At 67.1% G+C, this 20,337-nt stretch carries 18 protein-coding genes; 8 read left to right on the top strand and 10 right to left on the bottom strand.

What is annotated here, in order from left to right:
* Position 1: 1 nt before the first annotated feature.
* The 4 genes from GR303_RS03470 (at position 2) to GR303_RS03455 (ending at position 5,870) form a co-directional block, all read left to right on the top strand.
* A complete protein-coding gene (locus GR303_RS03470) occupies positions 2-1,810 on the top strand; it encodes a glycoside hydrolase family 15 protein (RefSeq protein WP_161721386.1) in 1,809 nt (602 codons plus the stop codon).
* Between the two features lie 62 nt (positions 1,811-1,872).
* The gene (locus tag GR303_RS03465) at positions 1,873-2,853 is read left to right on the top strand and encodes a glucokinase (RefSeq protein ID WP_425515141.1); all 981 of its coding nucleotides are present in this window, start codon (positions 1,873-1,875) and stop codon (positions 2,851-2,853) included.
* 45 nt (positions 2,854-2,898) lie between these two features.
* A complete protein-coding gene (locus GR303_RS03460) occupies positions 2,899-4,014 on the top strand; it encodes a succinylglutamate desuccinylase/aspartoacylase family protein (protein ID WP_161721388.1) in 1,116 nt (371 codons plus the stop codon).
* Between the two features lie 272 nt (positions 4,015-4,286).
* Positions 4,287-5,870: a peptide chain release factor 3 gene (locus tag GR303_RS03455; protein ID WP_161721389.1), complete on the top strand. Its 1,584-nt coding sequence runs from the start codon at positions 4,287-4,289 to the stop codon at positions 5,868-5,870.
* 15 nt (positions 5,871-5,885) lie between these two features.
* Here the strand turns inward: GR303_RS03455 and GR303_RS03450 are convergent, their stop codons facing one another.
* From GR303_RS03450 to GR303_RS03425, 6 genes are all read right to left on the bottom strand, one after another.
* Positions 5,886-7,352 (bottom strand): PAS domain-containing protein, encoded by a 1,467-nt coding sequence (locus GR303_RS03450; protein ID WP_161721390.1) that lies wholly within the window; start codon positions 7,350-7,352, stop codon positions 5,886-5,888.
* 82 nt (positions 7,353-7,434) lie between these two features.
* Positions 7,435-8,370, bottom strand: a complete 936-nt coding sequence (locus tag GR303_RS03445; protein ID WP_246205258.1) for a sugar kinase — start codon at positions 8,368-8,370, stop codon at positions 7,435-7,437.
* Positions 8,371-8,456: 86 nt separating this feature from the next.
* Positions 8,457-9,365, bottom strand: coding sequence for an N-acetylglucosamine kinase (locus tag GR303_RS03440; protein ID WP_161721391.1), 909 nt, complete (start codon positions 9,363-9,365; stop codon positions 8,457-8,459).
* A gap of 43 nt (positions 9,366-9,408) precedes the next feature.
* Entirely contained in the window at positions 9,409-10,299 is an 891-nt protein-coding gene (locus GR303_RS03435) for an N-acetylmuramic acid 6-phosphate etherase (protein ID WP_161721446.1), read from the bottom strand.
* Positions 10,300-10,391: 92 nt separating this feature from the next.
* Positions 10,392-11,426, bottom strand: a complete 1,035-nt coding sequence (locus GR303_RS03430; RefSeq protein WP_161721392.1) for a serine hydrolase domain-containing protein — start codon at positions 11,424-11,426, stop codon at positions 10,392-10,394.
* Positions 11,427-11,431: 5 nt separating this feature from the next.
* A complete protein-coding gene (locus GR303_RS03425) occupies positions 11,432-12,529 on the bottom strand; it encodes an anhydro-N-acetylmuramic acid kinase (protein ID WP_161721393.1) in 1,098 nt (365 codons plus the stop codon).
* A gap of 141 nt (positions 12,530-12,670) precedes the next feature.
* On the opposite strand from GR303_RS03425, the gene GR303_RS03420 reads away from it, so the two are divergent.
* The 4 genes from GR303_RS03420 to GR303_RS24565 all read left to right on the top strand — a co-directional run bounded on the left by GR303_RS03420 (position 12,671) and on the right by GR303_RS24565 (position 16,443).
* On the top strand, positions 12,671-14,170 hold the full coding sequence (locus GR303_RS03420) for an ABC transporter substrate-binding protein (RefSeq protein ID WP_161721394.1): 1,500 nt from the start codon (positions 12,671-12,673) through the stop codon (positions 14,168-14,170).
* A 62-nt stretch (positions 14,171-14,232) separates the two neighbouring features.
* A complete protein-coding gene (locus tag GR303_RS03415; protein WP_161721395.1) occupies positions 14,233-15,180 on the top strand; it encodes an ABC transporter permease in 948 nt (315 codons plus the stop codon).
* Positions 15,181-15,184: 4 nt separating this feature from the next.
* A complete protein-coding gene (locus tag GR303_RS03410) occupies positions 15,185-16,009 on the top strand; it encodes an ABC transporter permease subunit (protein ID WP_161721396.1) in 825 nt (274 codons plus the stop codon).
* On the top strand, positions 16,006-16,443 hold the full coding sequence (locus GR303_RS24565; protein WP_161721397.1) for a GNAT family N-acetyltransferase: 438 nt from the start codon (positions 16,006-16,008) through the stop codon (positions 16,441-16,443). The genes GR303_RS03410 and GR303_RS24565 overlap by 4 nt, the downstream gene beginning before the upstream one ends.
* A gap of 5 nt (positions 16,444-16,448) precedes the next feature.
* On the opposite strand, the gene nagA is transcribed toward GR303_RS24565, so the two are convergent.
* The 4 genes from nagA to GR303_RS03385 are packed head-to-tail and all read right to left on the bottom strand — an operon-like array spanning position 16,449 to position 20,335.
* Entirely contained in the window at positions 16,449-17,582 is a 1,134-nt protein-coding gene (gene nagA / locus GR303_RS03400) for an N-acetylglucosamine-6-phosphate deacetylase (protein WP_161721398.1), read from the bottom strand.
* Positions 17,582-18,637: an SIS domain-containing protein gene (locus tag GR303_RS03395; protein ID WP_161721399.1), complete on the bottom strand. Its 1,056-nt coding sequence runs from the start codon at positions 18,635-18,637 to the stop codon at positions 17,582-17,584. Before GR303_RS03395 ends, nagA begins: the two co-directional genes overlap by 1 nt.
* Positions 18,627-19,412, bottom strand: coding sequence for a GntR family transcriptional regulator (locus tag GR303_RS03390; RefSeq protein ID WP_161721400.1), 786 nt, complete (start codon positions 19,410-19,412; stop codon positions 18,627-18,629). Before GR303_RS03390 ends, GR303_RS03395 begins: the two co-directional genes overlap by 11 nt.
* Positions 19,409-20,335 carry a glucosamine kinase nucleotide-binding domain-containing protein gene (locus GR303_RS03385; protein ID WP_246205259.1) on the bottom strand — a complete coding sequence of 309 codons (927 nt, stop codon included), beginning with the start codon at positions 20,333-20,335 and terminating at the stop codon, positions 19,409-19,411. The genes GR303_RS03390 and GR303_RS03385 overlap by 4 nt, the downstream gene beginning before the upstream one ends.
* Positions 20,336-20,337 lie beyond the last annotated feature (2 nt).

Raw genomic sequence — 20,337 nt, 5'->3', positions numbered from 1 at the left:
CATGAGTTCGTTGGACCTCGCCGTCATCGGCAATTGCATGATCTCGGCCCTGGTGGATCGCCGCGCGCAGATCGTCTGGAGCTGCTTCCCCCGCTTCGACGGCGACCCGGTCTTCTCGGCCCTGCTCGACTGCCCGGAAGGGCAGAGCGATGCGGACCAGAAGGGCGTGTTCGCCATCGACATGGCGGGCATGGTCAGCTGCGAGCAGAGCTACCTTCAGAACACGGCCGTTCTCGTCTCGCGCCTGACGGATTCCTTCGGCAACATCGTCGAGATCACGGATTTTGCCCCGCGCTTCAAGCATTTCGACCGCACCTTCCGCCCGCCGATGCTCGTGCGCCGGGTCCAGCCGGTGAAGGGGCGTCCACGCATCCGCCTCCGTCTGCGCCCCCATTTCGACTGGGGCAATTGTCCGCCCGGCCGCACGCGCGGCAGCAACCATCTGCGCTTCGTCGGGCCGGACTACTCCCTGCGCCTCACCACGGACGCGCCGATCTCCTACGTTCAGGACGAGCGCTTCTTCGTGGTGGACCGGCCGATGTCCTTCTTCTTCGGCGAGGACGAGCCCCTGCGCTCGGAGGCCGACACCACCGCCCGCGCCTTCCTCGACAGCACGGTGGATTTCTGGCGCGACTGGGTGCGCTCGCTCTCCATCCCCTTCGACTGGCAGGAGGCGGTGATCCGCGCCGCCATCACGCTCAAGCTCTGCAACTTCGAGGAGACGGGCGCCATCGTTGCGGCGCTCACCACTTCCGTGCCGGAGGCGCCGCACACCCAGCGCAACTGGGACTACCGCTATTGCTGGCTGCGGGATGCCTATTTCGTGATCCAGGCGCTGAACCGCCTCGGCACCACGAAGACGATGGAGGAATACCTCACCTACATCACCAACATCGTCGACGACATGGATTCCAACCCTGACCAGAAGGACATGCCGCCGCTCTTCAGCATCACGCGCTCGCCGGATCTGGAGGAGCGCGAGGCGACGGCGCTGGCAGGCTATCGCGGCATGGGGCCCGTGCGCGTGGGCAATGCGGCCTACACGCAGATCCAGAACGATGCCTATGGCAGCGTGGTTCTGGCCTCCGTCCACGCCTTCCTCGACAAGCGGCTCATCCGCACCGGCAACCGGGCCCTGTTCGAGCATCTGGAAAAGCTGGGCGAAAGGGCGGTCGAGGTGTTCGACAAGCCCGATGCCGGCCCGTGGGAGCTGCGCACCAAGGCGGCCGTGCACACCTTTCCGAGCGTGATGTGCTGGGCGGCCTGCGACCGGCTCGTCAAGATCGCCGAAGCGATGGGACGCGAGGACCGGGCCGCCTATTGGCGCGAGAATGCCGAGCGCATGCACCAGGTCATCAACGAGCGCGCCTTCAACCCCAAGACGGGAACCTTCGTCTCCTCGTTCGACGGCGAGCACCTCGATGCGACGCTCCTCCTCCTGGCGGAGCTCGATTTCGTGAAGGCGGACGATCCGCGCTTCGTCGCCACCGTGGAGGCTGTGGGCAAGACCCTGCGGCGTGGCGACTTGCTGCTGCGTTATGATGTGGAAGACGATTTCGGGCGCATGCACACGGCTTTCATGATTTGCGGCTTCTGGTACGTGGATGCGCTGTGGGCCATCGGGCGCAAGGAGGAGGCGAGGGAGCTGTTCGAGCACATCCTGAGCCTGCGCAACTCCTTCGGGCTCTTCTCTGAGGATGCGGACTTCACCACCGGCGAGCTGTGGGGCAACTTCCCCCAGACCTACTCCATGGTGGGTCTCATCAACTCGGCGGTGCGCCTGAGCCGGAGCTGGGAGGAGGCGTTCTGACCGGAAGGATCGGGCGCCGGAGGCAAGAAGGACGATAGGCTTCGATGTTCGCATTTCCCGTTCTGCTCGGCGATATCGGCGGCACCAATGCCCGCTTCGCCGTCCTGCCGGCGCCCGGCGATCCCGTTCAGCTCCTCCCGCGCGCCCTGACGGCGCAGACGCCGGACCCGGTCGGCGCCATCCGGATTGCGCTCGAAGCCTATGCGGGGCCTGCCCCCCGCTCCGCCATCATTGCGGTCGCCACCCGGGTGGATGCGCCGGCGATCCGCCTCACGAATGCCCATTGGGTGATCGATGCGCAGGCCATCGGCCGGGCGCTCGGGCTCGAGCGCGTGACCCTCGTCAACGACTACACGCCGGTTGCCGCATCCGTGACGGTGCTCGACGAGGCGAAGGGCGACCTCGCGCCGCTCGGCGCCTTCGCGCCGGCCCGGTCCGGCCCGCGGGTGGTGCTCGGGCCCGGCACGGGCCTGGGCGCCGGCGCCCTCGTGCCGGTGGAGGACCGCTTCGCGATCCTTGCGACCGAGGCGGGGCATATGGAATTCGGGCCGACCACCGACGAGGAAACCGCCCTCTGGCCCCATCTGGAGCGGGTCGGCGGGCGGGTGTCGGGCGAGGTCGTGCTCTCAGGTCCGGGCCTTTTCCGCATCGCCAGGGCCTTGGCCGCCCATCGGGGCGTGGAATGCCCCTTCGCCATGCCCAACGATGTGCTGGCCGCCGCCCGCGAGGACGACGATCTCGCCAAGGATACGCTGGCGCTCTTCGCCCGCTTCCTCGGGCGCTTCGCCGGCGACCTGGCGCTCACCTTCGAAGCCTCCGGCGGCGTGTTCATCGCAGGGGGCATCGCGCCGCGGATGATCGACATCCTTCAGGCCGGCCCGTTCCGGGAGGCCTTCGACCGGAAGGCGCCGCACGATGCCTGGGCGAGCCGGGTGCCGGTCTATGCCATCGTCAACCCGGAGCCGGCCCTGCAGGGGCTGGCCGCCATCGTCACGAATCCCGGGCGCTTCGTCTTTCAATCGCAGGGGTGGCAGGCGACCTGAGCTGCCCTGCCCGAGCGCTTCGCACCCCGAATCCGGTGACGAGTGATGAGAACAGAACAGATTGCGCTTTCGCCCCTCGCACCCGGCGCCGACCTCTCCCTGACGGTGCAGCGCTTCGGCCGGGAGGGCGCCCGCCCCCGCATCTATGTCCAGGCCTCGCTCCACGCCGACGAGATCCCGGGCATGATTGCCGCCCATCACCTGCGCGAGCGCCTCACGGCCCTCGAGGCGGAGGGGCGGATCAGGGGCGAGATCGTGCTCGTGCCCTCCGCCAATCCCATCGGCCTTGGCCAAAGGGTGCTGGGCGACCATATCGGCCGCTTCAACCTGTCTGATGGGATCAACTTCAACCGGGGCTATCCCGACTTCGTGCCGAAGGTGGCCGAGCGGATCGACGGCAAGTTGACCGGCAACGGGGAAGCGAATGTCCGCCTCGTCCGCGAGGCCTTGCGGGCGGAACTCGAAGTGTGGGAGCCGTCCAACCCGGCCGAGACGATGAAGAAGGCCCTGCTCGGCCTCGCCCTGGAGGCGGACATCGTCCTCGACATGCATTGCGACGCGGAGGCGGTGGTGCACCTCTACACCCACACCCGCTCCGAGGAGGCATTCGCCCCGCTCTCCGCCCTCATCGGCGCCCATGCCTACCTGCTCGCCGACGTGTCGGGCGACGAGCCTTTCGACGAGGCCTGCAGTCGCCCTTGGGCGGAACTCGCCGACCGCTTCCCGGATCACCCGATCCCCTTCGGCTGCCACTCGACCACCCTGGAGTTCCGGGGCGAGCGGGACGTGAGCCACGAGACGGCCCGGGCCGATGCGGCGGCCATCGTCAGTTTCCTGATCCTGCGCGGCGCCATTGCGGGCGAGACGCCGCGGGTGCCGGAGGCCCTCTGCCGGGCAACGCCGCTGGCTGCCTCCGAGCCTGTTCCGGCGCCGGCCTCAGGGATCCTGGTCTTCAAGGCCGAGGTGGGAGCGCGCGTGAAAGCCGGTGACGTGATCGCCGACATCGTCGATCCCATGACGGGCTTCACCACCGAGGCCAAGGCCCCCTGCGACGGCGTGATGTTCGCCCGCATCGCCGGGCGCTTCGTGACGAGGGGCATGCGCATTGCCAAGGTCGCCGGCACTCAGTCCAAGCGCACGGGGAAGCTGCTCAGCGCCTGAAACAAGAAAGGCCGCCCCGAGGGGCGGCCTTTCCATTGTCGGTTCCACGGCCCCGAAGAGCCGCCCTTAAAGGTGCGTTACGCACAAATCTCGGCAGAGGCCAAGATCCAGGTCGCGGCAACCGGGGAACGTAGGGTATGACAATGAGACACTGGATCACCTCCTTTCGCTGTTGACGGGAAAGCCCCATATGGGGTGAGAAGAGCCCAGCGGAAGGGCGGGGCGCTGCGGCGTTCTGTCCCCACCTTCGTTCCCAGAGAATTTTGATAGCCATGACCGATCTTCCGGCCCCCGTGGGCCGCCGCCGAACCTTTGCGATCATCTCCCACCCGGACGCGGGCAAGACCACGCTCACCGAAAAGCTGCTGCTGTTCGGGGGCGCGATCCAGCTCGCCGGCGAGGTGAAGGCGAAGAAGAACCGCGTCTCGACCCGCTCCGACTGGATGGGCATCGAGAAGGAGCGCGGCATCTCGGTGGTGACCTCGGTCATGACCTTCGAGTATGGCGGCTGCGTCTTCAACCTGCTCGACACGCCGGGCCACGAGGACTTTTCCGAGGACACCTACCGCACGCTGACCGCCGTCGATTCCGCCATCATGGTGATCGACGCGGCCAAGGGCATCGAGGCGCGCACCCGCAAGCTCTTCGAGGTGTGCCGCATGCGCGACATCCCGATCGTCACCTTCATCAACAAGATGGACCGCGAGGCGCGCAACCCCTTCGACCTGCTCGACGAGATCGAGAAGACGCTCGCTCTCGACACGGCTCCCGTCACCTGGCCGATCAGCCAGGGCAAGGGCTTCGCCGGCACCTTCGACCTGCGCCGCAACCAGGTGCGTCGCATCGATACGGACGACGCGCTGATGGAGGTCTCAGGCCCCGACGATCCGAAGCTGTTGAACCTGCTGCCGCCGGAAGAGGTGGAGGCCTGGCAGGAGGAGGTCTTCCTCGCGCAGGAAGCCTGCAAGCCCTTCGACCTCAAGGCCTTCCGCGAGGGGCATCTCACGCCCGTGTTCTTCGGCAGCGCTTTGCGCAATTTCGGTGTGCGCGACCTCATCGATGCGCTTGCCGAACATGCGCCGCCGCCGCGCGGCCAGGAGGCGGACAAGCGCCTCGTGGAGGCGGGCGAGAGCCGCATGACCGGCTTCGTGTTCAAGATCCAGGCCAACATGGATCCGAACCACCGCGACCGCATCGCCTTCATGCGCATCTGCTCCGGCAGGCTCCAGCGCGGCATGAAGGTGAAGCTCGTGCGCACCGGCAAGCCCATGAGCCTCAACACGCCGCAATTTTTCTTCGCGCAGGACCGCGCCATCGCGGACGAAGCCTGGGCCGGCGACGTGGTCGGCATCCCGAACCACGGGACGCTGCGCATCGGCGACACGCTCACCGAGGGCGAGGACATCGTCTTTCGCGGCGTGCCGAGCTTCGCGCCGGAGATCCTGCGCCGCATCAAGCTGCAGGATGCCATGAAGGCGAAGAAGCTGCGCGAGGCGTTGCAGCAGATGGCCGAGGAGGGCGTGGTGCAGCTCTTCGTGCCGCAGGACGGGTCCGGCGCCATCGTCGGCGTCGTCGGCGCGCTGCAGCTCGACGTGCTGAAGGAGCGCCTGGGAGCCGAATACGGCCTGCCGATCGACTACGAGCCGACGCGCTTCTCCATCTGCCGCTGGATCACGGCGGACGACCCGCGGGAGCTCGACAAGTTCATCGAGAGCCACCTGTCGTCCATGGCGCGCGATCTCGACGAGGCCCCGGTGTTCATGGCGCCCAACCAGTTCAACCTTCAATACGAGATGGACCGCTACAAGGCGATCCGATTCTCGGACGTGAAGGATTACCAGAAGAAGGCGGCCTGACGGCTGCCTTTCCTGTTACGTGCGCAGCTGGCTGAGCGGCAGGTCGATGCGCACCTGCAGGCCCTCCGGCTGCCAGTCGTAAGCGATGGCGCCGCCGAGCTGATCCGTCACGCTTCGGCGCGCGAGCTTCGAGCCGAAGCCCTCCGCGGCCGGCGCACCGGCGACGGCGGGGCCGTTTTCCTCCCGCCACAGCAATGTCAGCATCGCACCCTGCATCCAGGTGATCGCCAGGCGGCCCTCGGCAACCGATAGGGCGCCGTATTTCGAGGCATTGGTGGCGAGCTCGTGCAGCACCAGGGTCAGAACCGTCGCTGCCTTCGCGCCGATGCGCACCGGCGGGCCGTCGAGCGTCATCTGCGGAGGCCCATCCTGGATGATGTGGGGCGCCAGGATCGCCTGAACGATCTCCTCGATCGAGGTCTCGCCGTCGGCCGGCTCGCTGCCGGTGATGGCGGGGCGGATGAGCTCGTGCGCCCGCGCCAGGGCCTCGATGCGCCCGCGCAGGGCCGCAGCCATCTCCTTCGGCGTCTGGGCCGTGCGCGCGGTGAGCGCGATCATGCCGCTCGTCATGGCAAAGAGGTTTTTGACCCGGTGGTTGAGCTCCTGCACCAGGAGCTGTCGGACCTCCTCGCCACGGCGGCGCTCGGTGATGTCGACAACGGTGCCGAGAAGGCGGGCGGGCTTCAGCTCGCCGTCCACGATCTCGTACAGCATGCGCCCGCGGCTGAGGATCCAGCGGATCTCCCCGTCCGGGCGGATGATCCGGTGCTCGAGTTGGAGTTGTCCTCCCGAGCGTGGTTCGCTCAGGGCGCCAATGCTGCTGACGACGTGCTCGCGATCCTCCGGATGTATGGCCGAGTACCAGAACTCGTAGGTTGCAGGCTCGTCCTTCGCCAGGCCGAAGATCTCCTTCTGCCGGTCCGACCAGAAGGTTTCCCCGCTTTGGGCGTTCCACTCCCACAGGCCCATCTCCGTCGCCTCGACGGCGAGCGCCAGGCGCTCGTTGTGGAGCGTTACCTCCCGGGCCTTGATCTCGGCCTCGCTGCGGGCCTTGACCCGCTCGGTCACATGAGCCGCGAGGGTCAGGATGCCATTGATCCGATCGTCGCCATCGCGAACCGGCAGCAGCTTGATGTCCCAATAGGTGGTCGTGCCGGGCGTCAGGACGAGAGGATAATCCTTCAGCTCCTGAGGCTCGCCGGTCTGAAAGGTTTTTTCGCGCGCATCCTGAAGCTCGGGGGTGTAGCGGTCACCCATGACCTCGGAGACGGTTCGCCCGATCAGGTCCTCGTCCGGAACGGACAGGGCCGACCGGAACAGGCGGTTGGCGAAGGCGAAGCGCTGCTGGGCTCCCAAGGTGACGGCAATGGCCAGCGGCACCTTCTCGAGAAGCTCGGACAGAGCCTCCCGGCTGAACCCCCCTTCTGCTCCCTGGAAGCGGATCTCGTTGAGTCCATAAGCCCAGGATTGATAAGGACTCACGCTTGCATCCTTTTCGAATGAGCCATCGGCGGGAAGCGGCCGGGGCTGAATCATATGTCAGATGTAATATTATTCTAGAGAGTCAGCTCGCTTTTTCCAAATCCGCGCCCATCCCCGCGCCGGATCGTGCCTTCTCAGGGAAGAGCGCCTGCACCCGGCCGATATCCTCCAGCGCCGGGAGGCTCGCCTCGTTGCCGAGGTGCTGGATGGCATGGGAGGATGCGGCCCGGGCGAAGATGAAGTGCTCGCGCCACGGAAGCTCCGGCCGGGCCATGGCGGAATAGACATAGGCGCCATGGAAGATGTCGCCGGCCCCGTTCGTGTCCACCACCTTCTCGGCCGGAACGTCGAGCGCGGGCATGACGCCGTTCGTGCCGGTCTCGTCATACCAGACGAGGCCCCGCTCGCCCAAGGTCACGCCGCCGATCCTGCAGCCGCGGCTCTTGAGGTAGTCCAGCATTCCGGCCGGCGACAGGTTCATCTGCTCGCAGAGACGCTCGGCCACGATGGCGACATCGATGAACTCCAGAAGCTCATGGGTGTTGGAGCGCAGGCCGCCGCCGTCGAGGGAGGTGAGGATGCCGGCCTCGCGGCAGGCCTTGGCGTAGTGCATGGCCGCATCCGCCTGGTGGCCGTCGAGGTGCAAGGCCTTGCAGCCCTGGAGGTTCAGCGGCGGGACGGGGTGGAGGTAATGGTCGTCGCGGCAGCGGACGATGGCGCGCTTGCCGCCCCGCGGCATGATGAAGGACAGGGAGGATTCGTGGACTTTCCGATGATGAACGGAAATGCCGTACTTCGCCGCCATGTCGATGAACATGCGGCCGAGCCAGTCGTCCGCGATCGAGGTGAGGAGGTCCGGCGCGATCCCGAGCTTGGCGCAGGCGAAGGCGGCCGTCACCGCATTGCCGCCGAACGAGATTGCGTAATCCCGCGCGACGGTCTTCTCGTCGCCGGTGGGGAGCTCGTCCGCCAGGAAGGTCACGTCGATATAGGTCTGTCCGACAAAGAGGGCGTGCATTGCTGGAAAAGGGTCCTGGATGCGGGGTGGTCACAGGAGTCTTGGACGAGCGGGGGCGAATAGGCAAGCCTGACGGTTCGCCGGACTCAGCTCCTGTTCAGCGTCGCGGCGAGGCGTGCCGCCGTCAGGGCGGCATCCAGGTCCGTTGCGATGAATTCGACGGGGGCCGCCAGCTCCCTCCGGAACGCGCTCGCAAGCAGCGGGTGAAGGCGGGCGCTGCCGCCCACCAGGGCAACAGGCCGGGGGCCGAGCCGCTTGATGAGGCAATTGGCGAGGCGGGCCAATTCCTCGCCGGCCTCGCGAAGGATGCGCAGCGCCGTCGGGTCGCCCGCCTGTGCCGCTTCGCCCACGGCACGGGCGAGCGAGCCGATCCTGCCCCGGTCGCCGCCATAGACGAAGGAGCGCACCGTGCTCCATTCTGTGCCGCCGAGCGCCCGCGCGAGGCAGGTGCCCAAGGTGGTGGTCCAGCCCTCGCCGGGGTTTTCCTCCTCCGCGCGCAAGATGGCCTTCAAGGCCTCGCGGGCGATCCAGAAGCCGGAACCCGCATCGTCGATGAGGTTGCCGCGACCGCCGACCCGGATCACCTCCTTCGTCTCCGACAGGTAGTAGCCGATGGACCCGGTGCCGCTATAGACCAGGATGCCCTCGCCGAGGGCGAAATAGGACAGGTAGGCGATCCACATGTCCTCGGCGACGAAGACCCTGTCGGGGGAGAGCTCGAAGGTTTCCGCGAACAGGGCGCGCATGGTGGCTTCCGGCGGCGTGTCGCGGGTGAGGCCGGTGATGCCGGCGATGATGCCTGCGGGCCGGCCGGCCTTCATCACGGCCTGGGCCATGTCGAGGACGATCTGCCGGGCGCGCTCCTCGGCGGCGGCGGAGAAGAGATGGCCGGTGAGGGGAGCGGCGGAGCCTTCGGCGACGCAGCGGCCGCTCTCGTCCGCCAGCCGCCAGCGCGTGGCGGTTCCGCCCGCGTCGATGCCAAGCCCCAGCCCCATGATTCTTCGCCTTTTCCGTCAGCCCGTCGATGGGCCGACCGTGCTATGCTTCTTTCGCGAAGTCTGCCAGGGCCTTGCGCAGATTGCCACCGTTTCGCTCGAGCGCGCCCTGCGCCTCGGACGGGCTGGCGCCCATGGCGATGAGCACGGCGGTCTTCAGGTCGCCGCCGGCCTCGAGGATCGCATCCGTTGCGGTGGCCTCGTCGCAATCGGTGATCTGCATGACCATGATTTCGCTGCGCCGGCGCAGCTTGGCGTTCGTCGCCCGCATGTTGACCATCAGGCCGCGATAGACCCGGTCCATGCGCACCATGATGAGGGTCGAGAGCAGGTTGAGGATCACCTTCTGCGCCGTGCCCGCCTTCATGCGCGTCGAGCCGGCGATCACCTCCTCGCCGGTATCGGCCAGAATGGGGTGGGAGCAGGCCGCGAGCAGGTCCGTGTCGGGATTGTTGGCGATGCCGATGGTCTGGGCACCGCGCGACGCCGCTTCCTTCAGGGCGGCGATGGTGAAGGGCGTCCGGCCGCTCGCCGCCACGCCGATCACCACGTCGTCGGGGCCGATGCCGTTGTGGCGAATGCCGGCGATGCCGTCCTCCACCGAATCCTCGGCATTCTCCACCGCCTGCATGATGGCGCCCTTGCCGCCGGCGATGAGATAGACCAGCCTGTCCTCCGGCCAGTTGAAGGTCGGCGGCAGCTCGGTGCCGTCCTGAACCCCGATGCGGCCCGAGGTGCCGGCCCCCGCATAGACGAGGCGCCCGCCCCGGCGCAGGCGCAGGACCGCCTCCTCCGCCGCCGCGGCGATGGCGGGCAGGGCGGGTCTGACGGCGGCGACTGCGGAGAGTTGGCCCTCATAGAAGGCTGCAAGGACGTCGAGGCTTGGCCAGGTGTCCAGGTCCTGGTAGCGGGGGCTGAAATGTTCTGTCGCCATCATACCAACTTTCTTGCGTACCAATATAGGACCAGTTTCTGGCTGCAACAAAGGTCTGCGTCCGCCAGCCAACTCCGTCCGCCGACCTGCCTTTAAGTTGCTGAAAGTCGCCCGTGCTGGTCGAACAACGCGACCGCCCGCTCGCCCGTTGCGCGGCGCAGGTTCAGGATCCCGCTGTCCTTGTGCCGGCTCGGGTGCACGCGGTTGGTCAGCAGCGACCAGGCGAGCCCGCGCTCGAAATCGATCCACAAACCGGTGCCCGTGAACCCCGTATGGCCGATGGTCTCGGGAGAACAGGCATCGCCTCCATGCCAGCCGGGATAGAACCCCTCCCAGCCCACCGTGCGTTTCTCCGACTCGCGCGTGCGGATGGCCCTGATCGACTCGGGCGACAGGGCGGAGCCGTCGAGGAGCGAGAGGGCGAAGTCGAGCACGCCGTCGATGGTGCCGAACAGGCCCGCATGGCCCGAGGCGCCGCCGAGCGCAAAGGCGTTCTCGTCATGCACCTCGCCGCGGACGATGCGACCGCGCCATGTGTCCTTCTCCGTTGCCGCGCACAGCTTCGGGTCCGGCCGGAACGAGAAGCGCTCGGGCAGGGGCTGGTCGATCAGCGCCTGTCCGGTGATGCGCTCGATGGCGATGCCAAGGAGCATGAAGTTGATGTCGGAATAGACCGGAGGCCCCGGCTGCCAGACGCGCTGCAGGATGAAGGCGCGCAGGGTGCCGGGATCCTGCCCATAGGTGTAGAGCGGCTCGACCGCCGGCAGATGCGTGTTGTGCGCGAGGCATTGACGGAAGGTGAGTCGCCGCTCGGCCGCGTTCAAGTCGTACTGGCGTAGGTCCGGGATGACGGTCACGAGGGGATCGTCAAGCGCAATCCTGCCTGCCTCGACGAAGTGCAGGATGCGCGCGGTCGTGAAGATGACCTTGGTCAGCGAGGCGAGGTCGAACCATGTTTCACGGGAAACAAGTTCGTGCACCGGCTCGATCTGGGCATGGCCCGCCCAATGCACGGCGCGCTCGCCGTTTGCCGTAACGACGCCGAGAACGGCACAGGGGATGTTGCCGCTGTCGATAGCGGCGGCGGCCGGCGCGAAGGCCTGCTCGATCATGGTAGCGGGCGTCATGACGGTCACGCGGCCCGGTGCAGCTCGCCCCCGGGCATGGGATGGGGCACGCCCGTCGTCGTCGGAAGGCTCAGGGGAAGCCCGAGCGTCGATCGCACGGCGAGGTAGCCGAAGGCCTGCGCCTCCAGGAAGTCGCCGTCCCAGCCCACGGCCTCCACCGGATCGACGGCGACGCGCAGCTCCTCTTGCAGGCGCCGCATGAAATGCCCGTTGCGCCGCCCGCCGCCGGTCACGAGCCAGCGCTGCGGCGCCCGGGGAACATGGCGCAGAGACGCAACGACGGATCGCACGGTGAATTCCGCGAGCGTCGCCGCGCCGTCGGCGTCGGAGAGGGCTTCCACACTCTTGGCGCGGGCGTGAAAATCCTGGCGATCGAGCGACTTCGGCGCGGGACGGTCGAAATAGGGATTGGTCATGAACTCTCTTACGAGGCTCTCGTCCGCCTTGCCCGATGCCGCCAATTGTCCGTTCTGGTCGAAGCTCAAGCCCCGGCGGCGGAGCACGAAATCATCGAGCAGGGCGCTGGCCGGGCCGGTGTCGAAGGCGATCACCACGTCGCCGTCGATATAGGTGACGTTCCCGACCCCGCCGAGATTGAGGATCATGACTGGCTGCGCGAGGCGGCTTGCAAGCGCCCGGTGATAGAGCGGTACGAAAGGAGCGCCTTCGCCCCCCGAGGCCACGTCCGCATGGCGGAAGCGGTCCACCGTGTCGATGCCGAGATCCTGCGCCACCTGCGCACCGATGCCGAGCTGTCGGGTGAAGCGGATCTCCGGCCGGTGATAGACCGTCTGGCCGTGGAAGCCGATGAGGCTCACCTCCGTTGCGGCGATGCCGGCATCCGCCATGAAGCGCCGGATGGCCGAAATATGGGCGTCCGTGACTGCCCGCTCTAGATCCTCGAGCGGTTCGCTTTGCGCCCGCGCCGGTTCCGCGATGAGAGCCTGCAGCGTTTTTCTCAAGTCGTCCGGATAGGCATAGGTGTGCCCCGGCCCCGGCCTGACCATCGTGTCGCCGTCGGTTTCCACGATGGAGACGTCGATGCCGTCCATCGACGTGCCGCTGATCACGCCGATGGCTCTGACAGGGTGACGTTCCGACATCGGTCTCTCCGGGAGGGGCTGGTCTGACTTTGGACCATAGCACAGCCGGAAGCGCGGTCCAGAGTGGTATGAGATTGGATCATGACAGGTCCGCAGGGATGGCCTATAAATCCGGAGCGGCTTCCAAGGGAGATAAAAAACATGGTCCGATCAGCACTGCGCACGGTAGTGGGTGCAGGTTTCTTGATGGCGGCGATGGCCTCCGCCTCGGCTCAGGTTCTGGAGATCGGAGCGGACAACAGCCCCACGGGCCTCGACCCGCACCTCATCACGGCATTTCCGAGCTTCATGGTGGTGAACGGCAACATCTATGAGGGCCTCACCGCCATCGACAAGGATCTCAAGATCATCCCCGGTCTCGCGGAGTCCTGGACCGCCTCGGCGGACGGCAAGACCTACACCTTCAAGCTGCGCGCGAACGTGAAATTCCACGACGGCTCCGACATGAACGCGGAAGACGTGGTGGCCTCCATCAAGCGCGTGCAGAGCAAGGACATCGCCTCCCCGCTGGCGAGCCGGCTCTCGGCGGTGGAGAGCGCGAATGCGGTCGATCCCCAGACGGTGGAGCTGAAGCTGAAGGAGCCCTCCGCGGCGCTCCTGTCGTCGCTTGCCACCATCGCCATCGTGCCGAGCGCCATGGAGGCGAACAAGGACGCCCTGCAGAAAGCCCCGGTCGGTACAGGCCCGTTCAAGTTCCAGGAATGGCAGCCCAACGGCTTCATCCTGCTCACCAAGAACGAGGCTTATTGGGAGAAGGGCCTGCCGAAGCTTGCCGGCCTCAAGTTCAACATCGTGCCGGAATCGGCGACGCGACAGGTGGGGCTGACGAACGGGCAATATGCGCTCCTGCCCAACATCGATGCGGCCACGGCCCTGCAGCTCAAGGGCAAGCCGAACGTGAAGCTCGCCGAGACCATGGATCTCGCCTACACGCTCATCGGCATGAACGTGTCGAAGCCGCCCTTCGACAACCCGAAGGTGCGCGAGGCGGTGAACTATGCGATCAACCGTCAGGAGATCGTGGATGCGGCGCTCTTCGGCGCCGGCGTTCCGGGCGGCCCGCTCTCGCCGGCCCTCAAGTCCTGGGCGCTCAACGTCAATCAGTTCGCCTGCTACAAGTCCGATGTCGCGAAGGCGCAGGCCCTGCTGAAGGAGGCGGGCGTCGCGACGCCGGTCGCCGTCACCCTGAAGGTGCTGCCGCGCCAGGACGTGAAGGACATCGCCCAGGTGGTGCAGGAGCAGCTGAACAAGGCAGGCTTCAAGGTCGAGTTGGTCAACCAGGAGCAGGGCCAGTTCATTCAGGATTGGCGCAACAGCAACTTCGACATGTTCGCCTCGATCAATGCCGGCCAGCCCGATCCGGACGATTACTTCTACCGCACCTTCCGCACCGGCGGTTCGACCAACGTGTTCAAGTACTCGGACGCGGAGATCGACGGTCTGCTCGACCAGGCCCGCACCCAGCAGGACCAGGCGGCGCGCAAGGCGGCGTATGACAAGGTGCAGCAGAAGCTCGCCTGCTCGGGGCCCGTGGCCCACCTGACCTACGGCACTCTGTTCTCGGCCATGAACACCAAGCTCCAGGGTTATGACGTGATGCCGAACCGCTCGCTGATGCTGCTTCGCAACGCCTCCCACTAAGGCCGTCCATGGCCCCGGCGCCGCCCAAGCGGCGCCGGTTGCCTTTTTGAAGAGCCCTCCGCATGAACCGAGTTCTGCTCGCGCGCCTGATCGATCTCGTCATCGTTCTCTTCGGCGTGTCGGTCATCGTGTTCCTGATGATCCGCCTCATCCCCGGCGACGCGGTGGCGATCATGCTGGGTGCGAACACCGAGATCACGCCCGAACGCATGGCGGAGCTCAACCGGCGCGTCGGGCTCGACCGCCCCATCGTGGAGCAGTATCTCCTCTGGGCCGGCGCGGCTTTGCGTGGCGACTTCGGCACCTCTCTCTGGACGGGTCGACCCGTGGCCGCCGAGATCCTGCTGCATCTGTGGCCCACGTTGGAACTCACCTTCCTCTCGCTTCTCATCGGGGCGGTGCTCGCCGTGCCGGTGGGTTGCCTGATGGCGCAGACCCGTGGCGGCGCGGCGGACGTGGCGATGCGCGTGAGCGCCATCGCCGGGCTGACGATCCCCTCCTTCTGGCTCGGCATCGTGCTGATCCTGCTGCTCTCCGCCTGGGCCCCGGGCTTCGCGTCCCTCGGTTACGTGCCGTTCTCGGAGGATCCCGTCGGAAACCTGCAGCGCATGCTGCTGCCGTCGCTGGCGCTGGCCCTGCCGATCCTCGCCAATCTCTCCCGCCTCGTGCGCTCGGCCATGCTCGATGCGCTGGGGCAGGACTACGTCCGCACCGCCCGTGCCAAGGGCCTCGCCGAGCGCACGGTCGTGTACAAGCATGCCCTGCGCAACGCGCTGATCCCGTTTCTCACCAGCGTCGGCATCATGACGGGCTATCTGCTCGGCGGGGCCATCGTGGTCGAGCAGGTCTTCGCCATTCCGGGTCTTGGCCGCCTGATCCTGGGTGCCATCGCCGAGCGCAACTACCCGCTGATCCAGGCCACCATTCTGGTAGTGACGGCGGGTTTCGTCCTCGTGAACTTCCTCGTCGACATGCTCTACATCGTCGTCGACCCCCGTGTGAGAGCCTAGAGCCGTGCAGCGCCTCGCGAGGAACAAGCTTCTGACCTTCGCCGTCGTCCTGGTGGCGGTCCAGATCGTGCTGGCTCTCGGCGCGCCGCTCTTCGCGCCCTACGACCCGATGGCCCAGAGCGTTGCGAGGCGCCTGCGGGCGCCCTCCGAGCTCAACTGGTTCGGCACCGACCAACTTGGCCGCGACGTGCTCACCCGCATCCTCTACGGCTACCGCACGTCCCTCATCGCCTGCCTGCTAGCGGTGGGCATCGCGCTCCTCGGCGGCGGCGCGCTTGGGCTCGTCGCCGCCTACTACCGAGGCTGGCTCGACCGGATCATCATGCGCATCATGGACGTGCTCTTCGCCTTCCCGGTGATGCTGCTGGCCATCGGCATCATCGCAGTTCTGGGGCCGCACACCTACAGCGCAGCGGCGGCCATCGCCATCGTCTACACGCCGATCTTCGCCCGGCTCCTGCGCGGCCCGGCGCTGGTGCTCTGCGAGAGCGAATACGTTGCAGGTGCGCGCGCCATCGGCGCATCGGATGCGCGCATCATCTTCCTGCATATTTTGCCCAACCTTGCCTCGGTCATCCTGGTCCAGACGAGCCTGCTTCTCTCCGCCGCGATCCTGGTGGAGGCCTCGCTCTCGTTCCTCGGGCTCGGCACGCAGCCGCCGACGCCCTCCCTCGGCCTCATGCTGTCGGAAGGCCGCAACTTCCTCATGCTCTCGCCGTGGAGCGCGGTCTTCGCAGGCTTCGCCATCCTGTTCCTGTCCTTCGGCTTCAACCTCCTGGGGGACGCCCTGCGCGACACTCTCGACCCGCGCCTGAGGGGCCAACCGTGATCGTCAGGCCAGCGCAGCCCGACGATGTTCTCCGCCTCGCCGGTATCGCGCAAGCCTCCTACCGTCTGGCCTTCGCCAGCATCCTGGAAGAGGAGGTGCTGGAGGATCGGGACATCGTCTATTTCACGGGGCGGTTCGCTCACGCATGGGAGCGCATGCTGGTCGCCTGCTCGGATGACGGGCTTGCCGGCTTCCTCCTCATGACGGACGGTCATATCGACATGCTGTTCATGGATCCGGATGCCACAGGCAGAGGCGGGGGCGCGCTGCTGCTGCGCGAGGCGGAGAAACGCGGAGCCCGCAGCCTCGAATGCTTCCGCGACAACCACGGCGCCCGCCGCTTCTACGAGCGCCACGGCTGGCATGTTGTGCGGGAATACGACCGGGAATTCGCAGGACGAAGCCGCAGCTTCGTCCTCTACGCGAAGGACTGACCCGCTCAGTCGCTGCGGCCGTCGATCCAGGTTTCCTGCACCTGCAGCGCATCGTCGAGGAGAACGAGGCTTGCCCGGTATCCGGGCGCGATGCGCCCGAGCTCGTGATCGAGCTTCAGGAACGCGGCAGGAACGAGGGATGCCATCCGCAGCGCGTCGGGCAGGGCGAGACCCAGCCGATTCACGCTGTTGCGTACGGCGCTCGCCATGTCGAGGTCGGAGCCTGCAAGCGTTCCGTCCTCAGTGGTGAGCCGGCCATCCTTGCGATGGATCCGGCGGCCATGGAGATCGAAACCGGCGAGATCGGTTCCCGTCACCGACATGGCATCCGTGACGAGCATCATCCGCTCCGTACCCTTGGCGGCGATGGCTGCCCTCAGCGCGGCATCGCTCACATGGTGCCCGTCCACGATGAGGCCGCACCAGGTGTTCCGGCTGTCGAGGGCCGCGCCCACAGGGCCGGGATCGCGTCCCGCCAGCGGCGGCATCGCATTGTAGAGATGCGTGAAGCCGCGCAGGCCGTGGCGGATCGCCTCCATCACCACATCGTAGTCGCCCGCCGTATGGCCTGCGCAGACAAGCACGCCGGCAGAGGCAAGCCGCGCGATGGCTTCCATGCTGTTGCGCTCCGGAGCCAGAGTCACCACGGTACGCCCCTCCGCGAGCGAGGTCATGATCGCGATGTCCTCGTCCTCCATCGGGCGCATGAAGGCGGGATTGTGAACGCCCTTGCGTTCGGGGCTGATGAAGGGGCCCTCCAGATGGATGCCGAGCACGCCGGGGACTTTCTCGGCGAGCGCGGCGCGCATGGCCTCGACCGCTTCCGCCATCGCCTCGCGGGTGTCGGTGATGAAGGTCGGCAGCAGGCCGACGGTGCCATAGGCCCGGTGCGCCTGAGCGATGATCCGGATGCCCTCGACGGTGCGGACATCGTTGTAGAGGGCACCGCCGCCCCCATTCACCTGCACGTCGATGAAGCCGGGAGCCAGGAGGCCCTCGACCCTGCGGCGCTCGATGCCCGTGCCGAGGTCGCTCTCGCCCGGCACGGCAAGGATGCGGCCGTTCTCGACCACGACGGCGCGGCCGTCGAGCAGGTGCGACCCGTCGAAGATGCGGGCTCCGGTGAGCGCAAAGGCCATCAGACGGTCTCCGTCACCTTGCGCAGCCGCGGCGGGCTGTCGGGGTTGCGTCCGCGCGCCAGGGCAATCGCATTGACGAGTGGATAGAAGCTCTGGATGAGGGCAATCGGTGCCAGATAGGGGTGCACCTCCGTCGCGGCAGGCAGCATGACGGCGGCAGGTCCTTCCGCCGCGCCGGCTACGACCACGGGAACGCCCTGGTCGTTGAGCTTCGTCACGAGGTCGCTCACGCCGCTTAAGGTCTCGTCCTGCTGGCTGAGCACCATGATCGGGAAGCGATCTCCCGCGAGCGTCCAGGGACCGTGCATCAGCTCGGCCGCGCTCATGGCCTCCGCATGGATGCCGGAGGTTTCCTTCATCTTGAGCGCCGCTTCCTGTGCCACGGCAAAGCCGACGCCGCGACCGACGACGAACAGATTGTCCGCATCCGACAGGAGAGGCAGCGCGGCCGACCAATCGGCGGCGGCTGCCTTCGCCAGCACATCCGGCAGGGTGTCGAGGGCATTGAGCAATGCCTGGTCCTGCGACCAGTGCGCGACGAGCTGCAGGCCGGCGGCGAGCGCCGCGATGAAGGACTTGGTGGCGGCGACACTTTTTTCCGGGCCCGCGTGGAGCGGCAGCACCACCTCGCAGGTGGAGGCCAGCGGCGAAGCGGTGTCGTTGACGAGCGCGACCGTGAGCGCGCCGTCGTCACGGCCGGCCTGGGCTAAGTTGAGGATGTCCGGGCTGCGGCCCGATTGCGAAACCGCGAGGAAGAGCGCATCGCGCATGCGCGGGCGGGCTTCGTAGACAGAGGTCACCGAAGGGCCGACGGACGCGGTCACCAGTCCGGAATGGATCTCCAGCAGGTACTTGACGAAGGTGGCTGCATTGTCCGAGCTGCCCCGCGCGCAGGTGACGGCGAAAGGCGGCGAGGATGCGCGCAGGCGTTCGCCCAGATCACGGCAGAGCGGAGCATTGCGTTCGAGAAGGGATGCGACCACCTGAGGCGCCTCCTGCGCCTCGCGCAGCATGGCCGTGTCGGTGGAGGTGGTGCTGTTGTCGTCAGGCATCATCGTTGTGCATCCGTTCGGGCTGGCTGATGGTCAGCTCGGCCACGAAATCATAGGCGTCGCCCCGGTAGTAGGAGGCGGTGAACTCGACCACTTCGCCCGCTGCGGTAAACGAGCGGCGTTCGATGTAGAGCGCAGGGCTCTGGGGCGGAACGCCGAGCAGGGACGCCTGTTCCTCATTCAGGAGAACCGCATGGAGGCGCTGCAGGGCGCGAACTGGCATGAAGCCGTTCTCATGCAGCACCGCGTAGAGCGACTGCTTGACGAGCGATGGATCGGGCAGAACGCGCGACGGTATCACTGCGTTCTCGATGGCCATGGGAATGCCGTTGGCCAGGCGCAGGCGGTTGACCCGGCTCACCAGGTCTCCCGGCGAGAGCCCCAGCGCCATGAGTTCGTCGGTGGAAGCCGGCCCCTTCGACTGGCTCAGCATCACCGCCGATGATTTCAGGCCCCGTGCCGACATGTCGTCGGTGAAGCTCGACAGGCGGGAGAGGGGCTGCTCCAGACGCATCTGCGGCGCGATGAAGGTGCCCGAGCCCCAGCGCTGGACGAGAACGCCCTTCTGCACGAGGCCCGTGATGGCCTTGCGCACGGTGACGCGCGAGATGCCGAGCTGCCTTGCCAGATCCCGCTCTCCCGGCAGGGCGTCGTCCGCCTTGAGGGTGCCTTTGCGCACCGCATCCTCAATGGATTGCTGGAGCTGGAGGTAGAGGGGCGTGGGGTTGCCCTCGTCGAGGGGGAGAAGCGGCAGGGCCTCGCCGGGCTGCGTGCTCATGAGGGACTCCCTGCCAGGGCCGAACGGGCGAGCAGAATGGCGCCGTCGAGGGCATCGGCGATAGGCTCTGCAATCACCTTCTGCACCGGAGGCGGAAGCCAGGGCCTCAGCGGCTCCGCCAGCCCGCCGAACAGGCAAAGGGTCGGAGCGCCGAGATCGAGCAGACGCGTGGCGATGGTCGCCAGCCCGGCGGCCGCATCCGCGACGATGGCCATGCCGAGGGGATCGCGCCGTTCGGCATGCTGCAGGACGAGCGGCGCATAGCGCCCGTAATCGCTCGAACGGGCCTTGCCGACCCAATCCACCAGAACCTCGAGGTCGTTGTTGAAATCGGCCAGAACCGCGTCCGAGAGCGGCGTCGGGGGCGTGCGTCCGTCATGAGCCCAGATCGCCCGACGCAGGAGCTCGCGGCCGATGAAGGCGCCGCTGCCCTCGTCGGACACCTCGTAGCCCCAGCCGCCCACGTAGTGGCACCGGCCGCTTGCGCCGCCATAGCCGCAGGAGCCGGTGCCGACGATCAGGATCGCCCCGTCGCCGCCATGGAAGGCGCCGAGCCAGGCGGTGTGCGCATCCGTATCGATCCCGAAGGATGCGAAGGGATGGGAGCGGGCCAGGAAACGTTCCACCGCGCTGCTCTGCCCCGCCCCGGCGGCTCCCATGCCGGCATGGATTCGCTCGAAGCTGCTCTCGTCGAGACCGGCCTGCGCCAGCGCTTCGCGGCAGGCGGTGAGAACGGAGGTCCAGGAGAGGTCCGGATCGATGCGGATGTTGGATGGTCCGCCTGTGCCTTCCCCGAGCAGGTTCCCCTGCGCATCGCGCAACCGCGCCCGGCACTTGGTGCCGCCGCCATCGAGGCCAAGAAACAGGGGACCGGTCATGCTGGAATGGAACTCAGGACGGTAAATCTGAACGAGTGGCACCATGC

Origin of the sequence: Microvirga arsenatis (assembly GCF_009910705.1) — a bacterium.
In the GTDB taxonomy this organism is placed as follows: domain Bacteria; phylum Pseudomonadota; class Alphaproteobacteria; order Rhizobiales; family Beijerinckiaceae; genus Microvirga; species Microvirga arsenatis.
The sequence above is the reverse complement of the archived record's forward strand: the minus strand, read 5'-3'. Positions and strand labels throughout refer to the sequence as shown.

Bases quoted from the DNA above. Each gene is read 5' to 3' on its own strand.
- GR303_RS03415 (WP_161721395.1), top strand. From the start codon at position 14,233: ATGAACCGAGTTCTGCTCGCGCGCCTGATCGATCTCGTCATCGTTCTC.
- GR303_RS03430 (WP_161721392.1), bottom strand. From the start codon at position 11,426: ATGACGCCCGCTACCATGATCGAGCAGGCCTTCGCGCCGGCCGCCGCC.
- GR303_RS03425 (WP_161721393.1), bottom strand. From the start codon at position 12,529: ATGTCGGAACGTCACCCTGTCAGAGCCATCGGCGTGATCAGCGGCACG.
- GR303_RS03470 (WP_161721386.1), top strand. From the start codon at position 2: ATGAGTTCGTTGGACCTCGCCGTCATCGGCAATTGCATGATCTCGGCC.
- GR303_RS03460 (WP_161721388.1), top strand. From the start codon at position 2,899: ATGAGAACAGAACAGATTGCGCTTTCGCCCCTCGCACCCGGCGCCGAC.
- GR303_RS03390 (WP_161721400.1), bottom strand. From the start codon at position 19,412: ATGAGCACGCAGCCCGGCGAGGCCCTGCCGCTTCTCCCCCTCGACGAG.
- GR303_RS03395 (WP_161721399.1), bottom strand. From the start codon at position 18,637: ATGATGCCTGACGACAACAGCACCACCTCCACCGACACGGCCATGCTG.
- nagA (WP_161721398.1), bottom strand. From the start codon at position 17,582: ATGGCCTTTGCGCTCACCGGAGCCCGCATCTTCGACGGGTCGCACCTG.
- GR303_RS03385 (WP_246205259.1), bottom strand. From the start codon at position 20,335: ATGGTGCCACTCGTTCAGATTTACCGTCCTGAGTTCCATTCCAGCATG.
- GR303_RS03420 (WP_161721394.1), top strand. From the start codon at position 12,671: ATGGTCCGATCAGCACTGCGCACGGTAGTGGGTGCAGGTTTCTTGATG.
- GR303_RS03455 (WP_161721389.1), top strand. From the start codon at position 4,287: ATGACCGATCTTCCGGCCCCCGTGGGCCGCCGCCGAACCTTTGCGATC.
- GR303_RS03440 (WP_161721391.1), bottom strand. From the start codon at position 9,365: ATGGGGCTGGGGCTTGGCATCGACGCGGGCGGAACCGCCACGCGCTGG.
- GR303_RS03445 (WP_246205258.1), bottom strand. From the start codon at position 8,370: ATGCACGCCCTCTTTGTCGGACAGACCTATATCGACGTGACCTTCCTG.
- GR303_RS03435 (WP_161721446.1), bottom strand. From the start codon at position 10,299: ATGGCGACAGAACATTTCAGCCCCCGCTACCAGGACCTGGACACCTGG.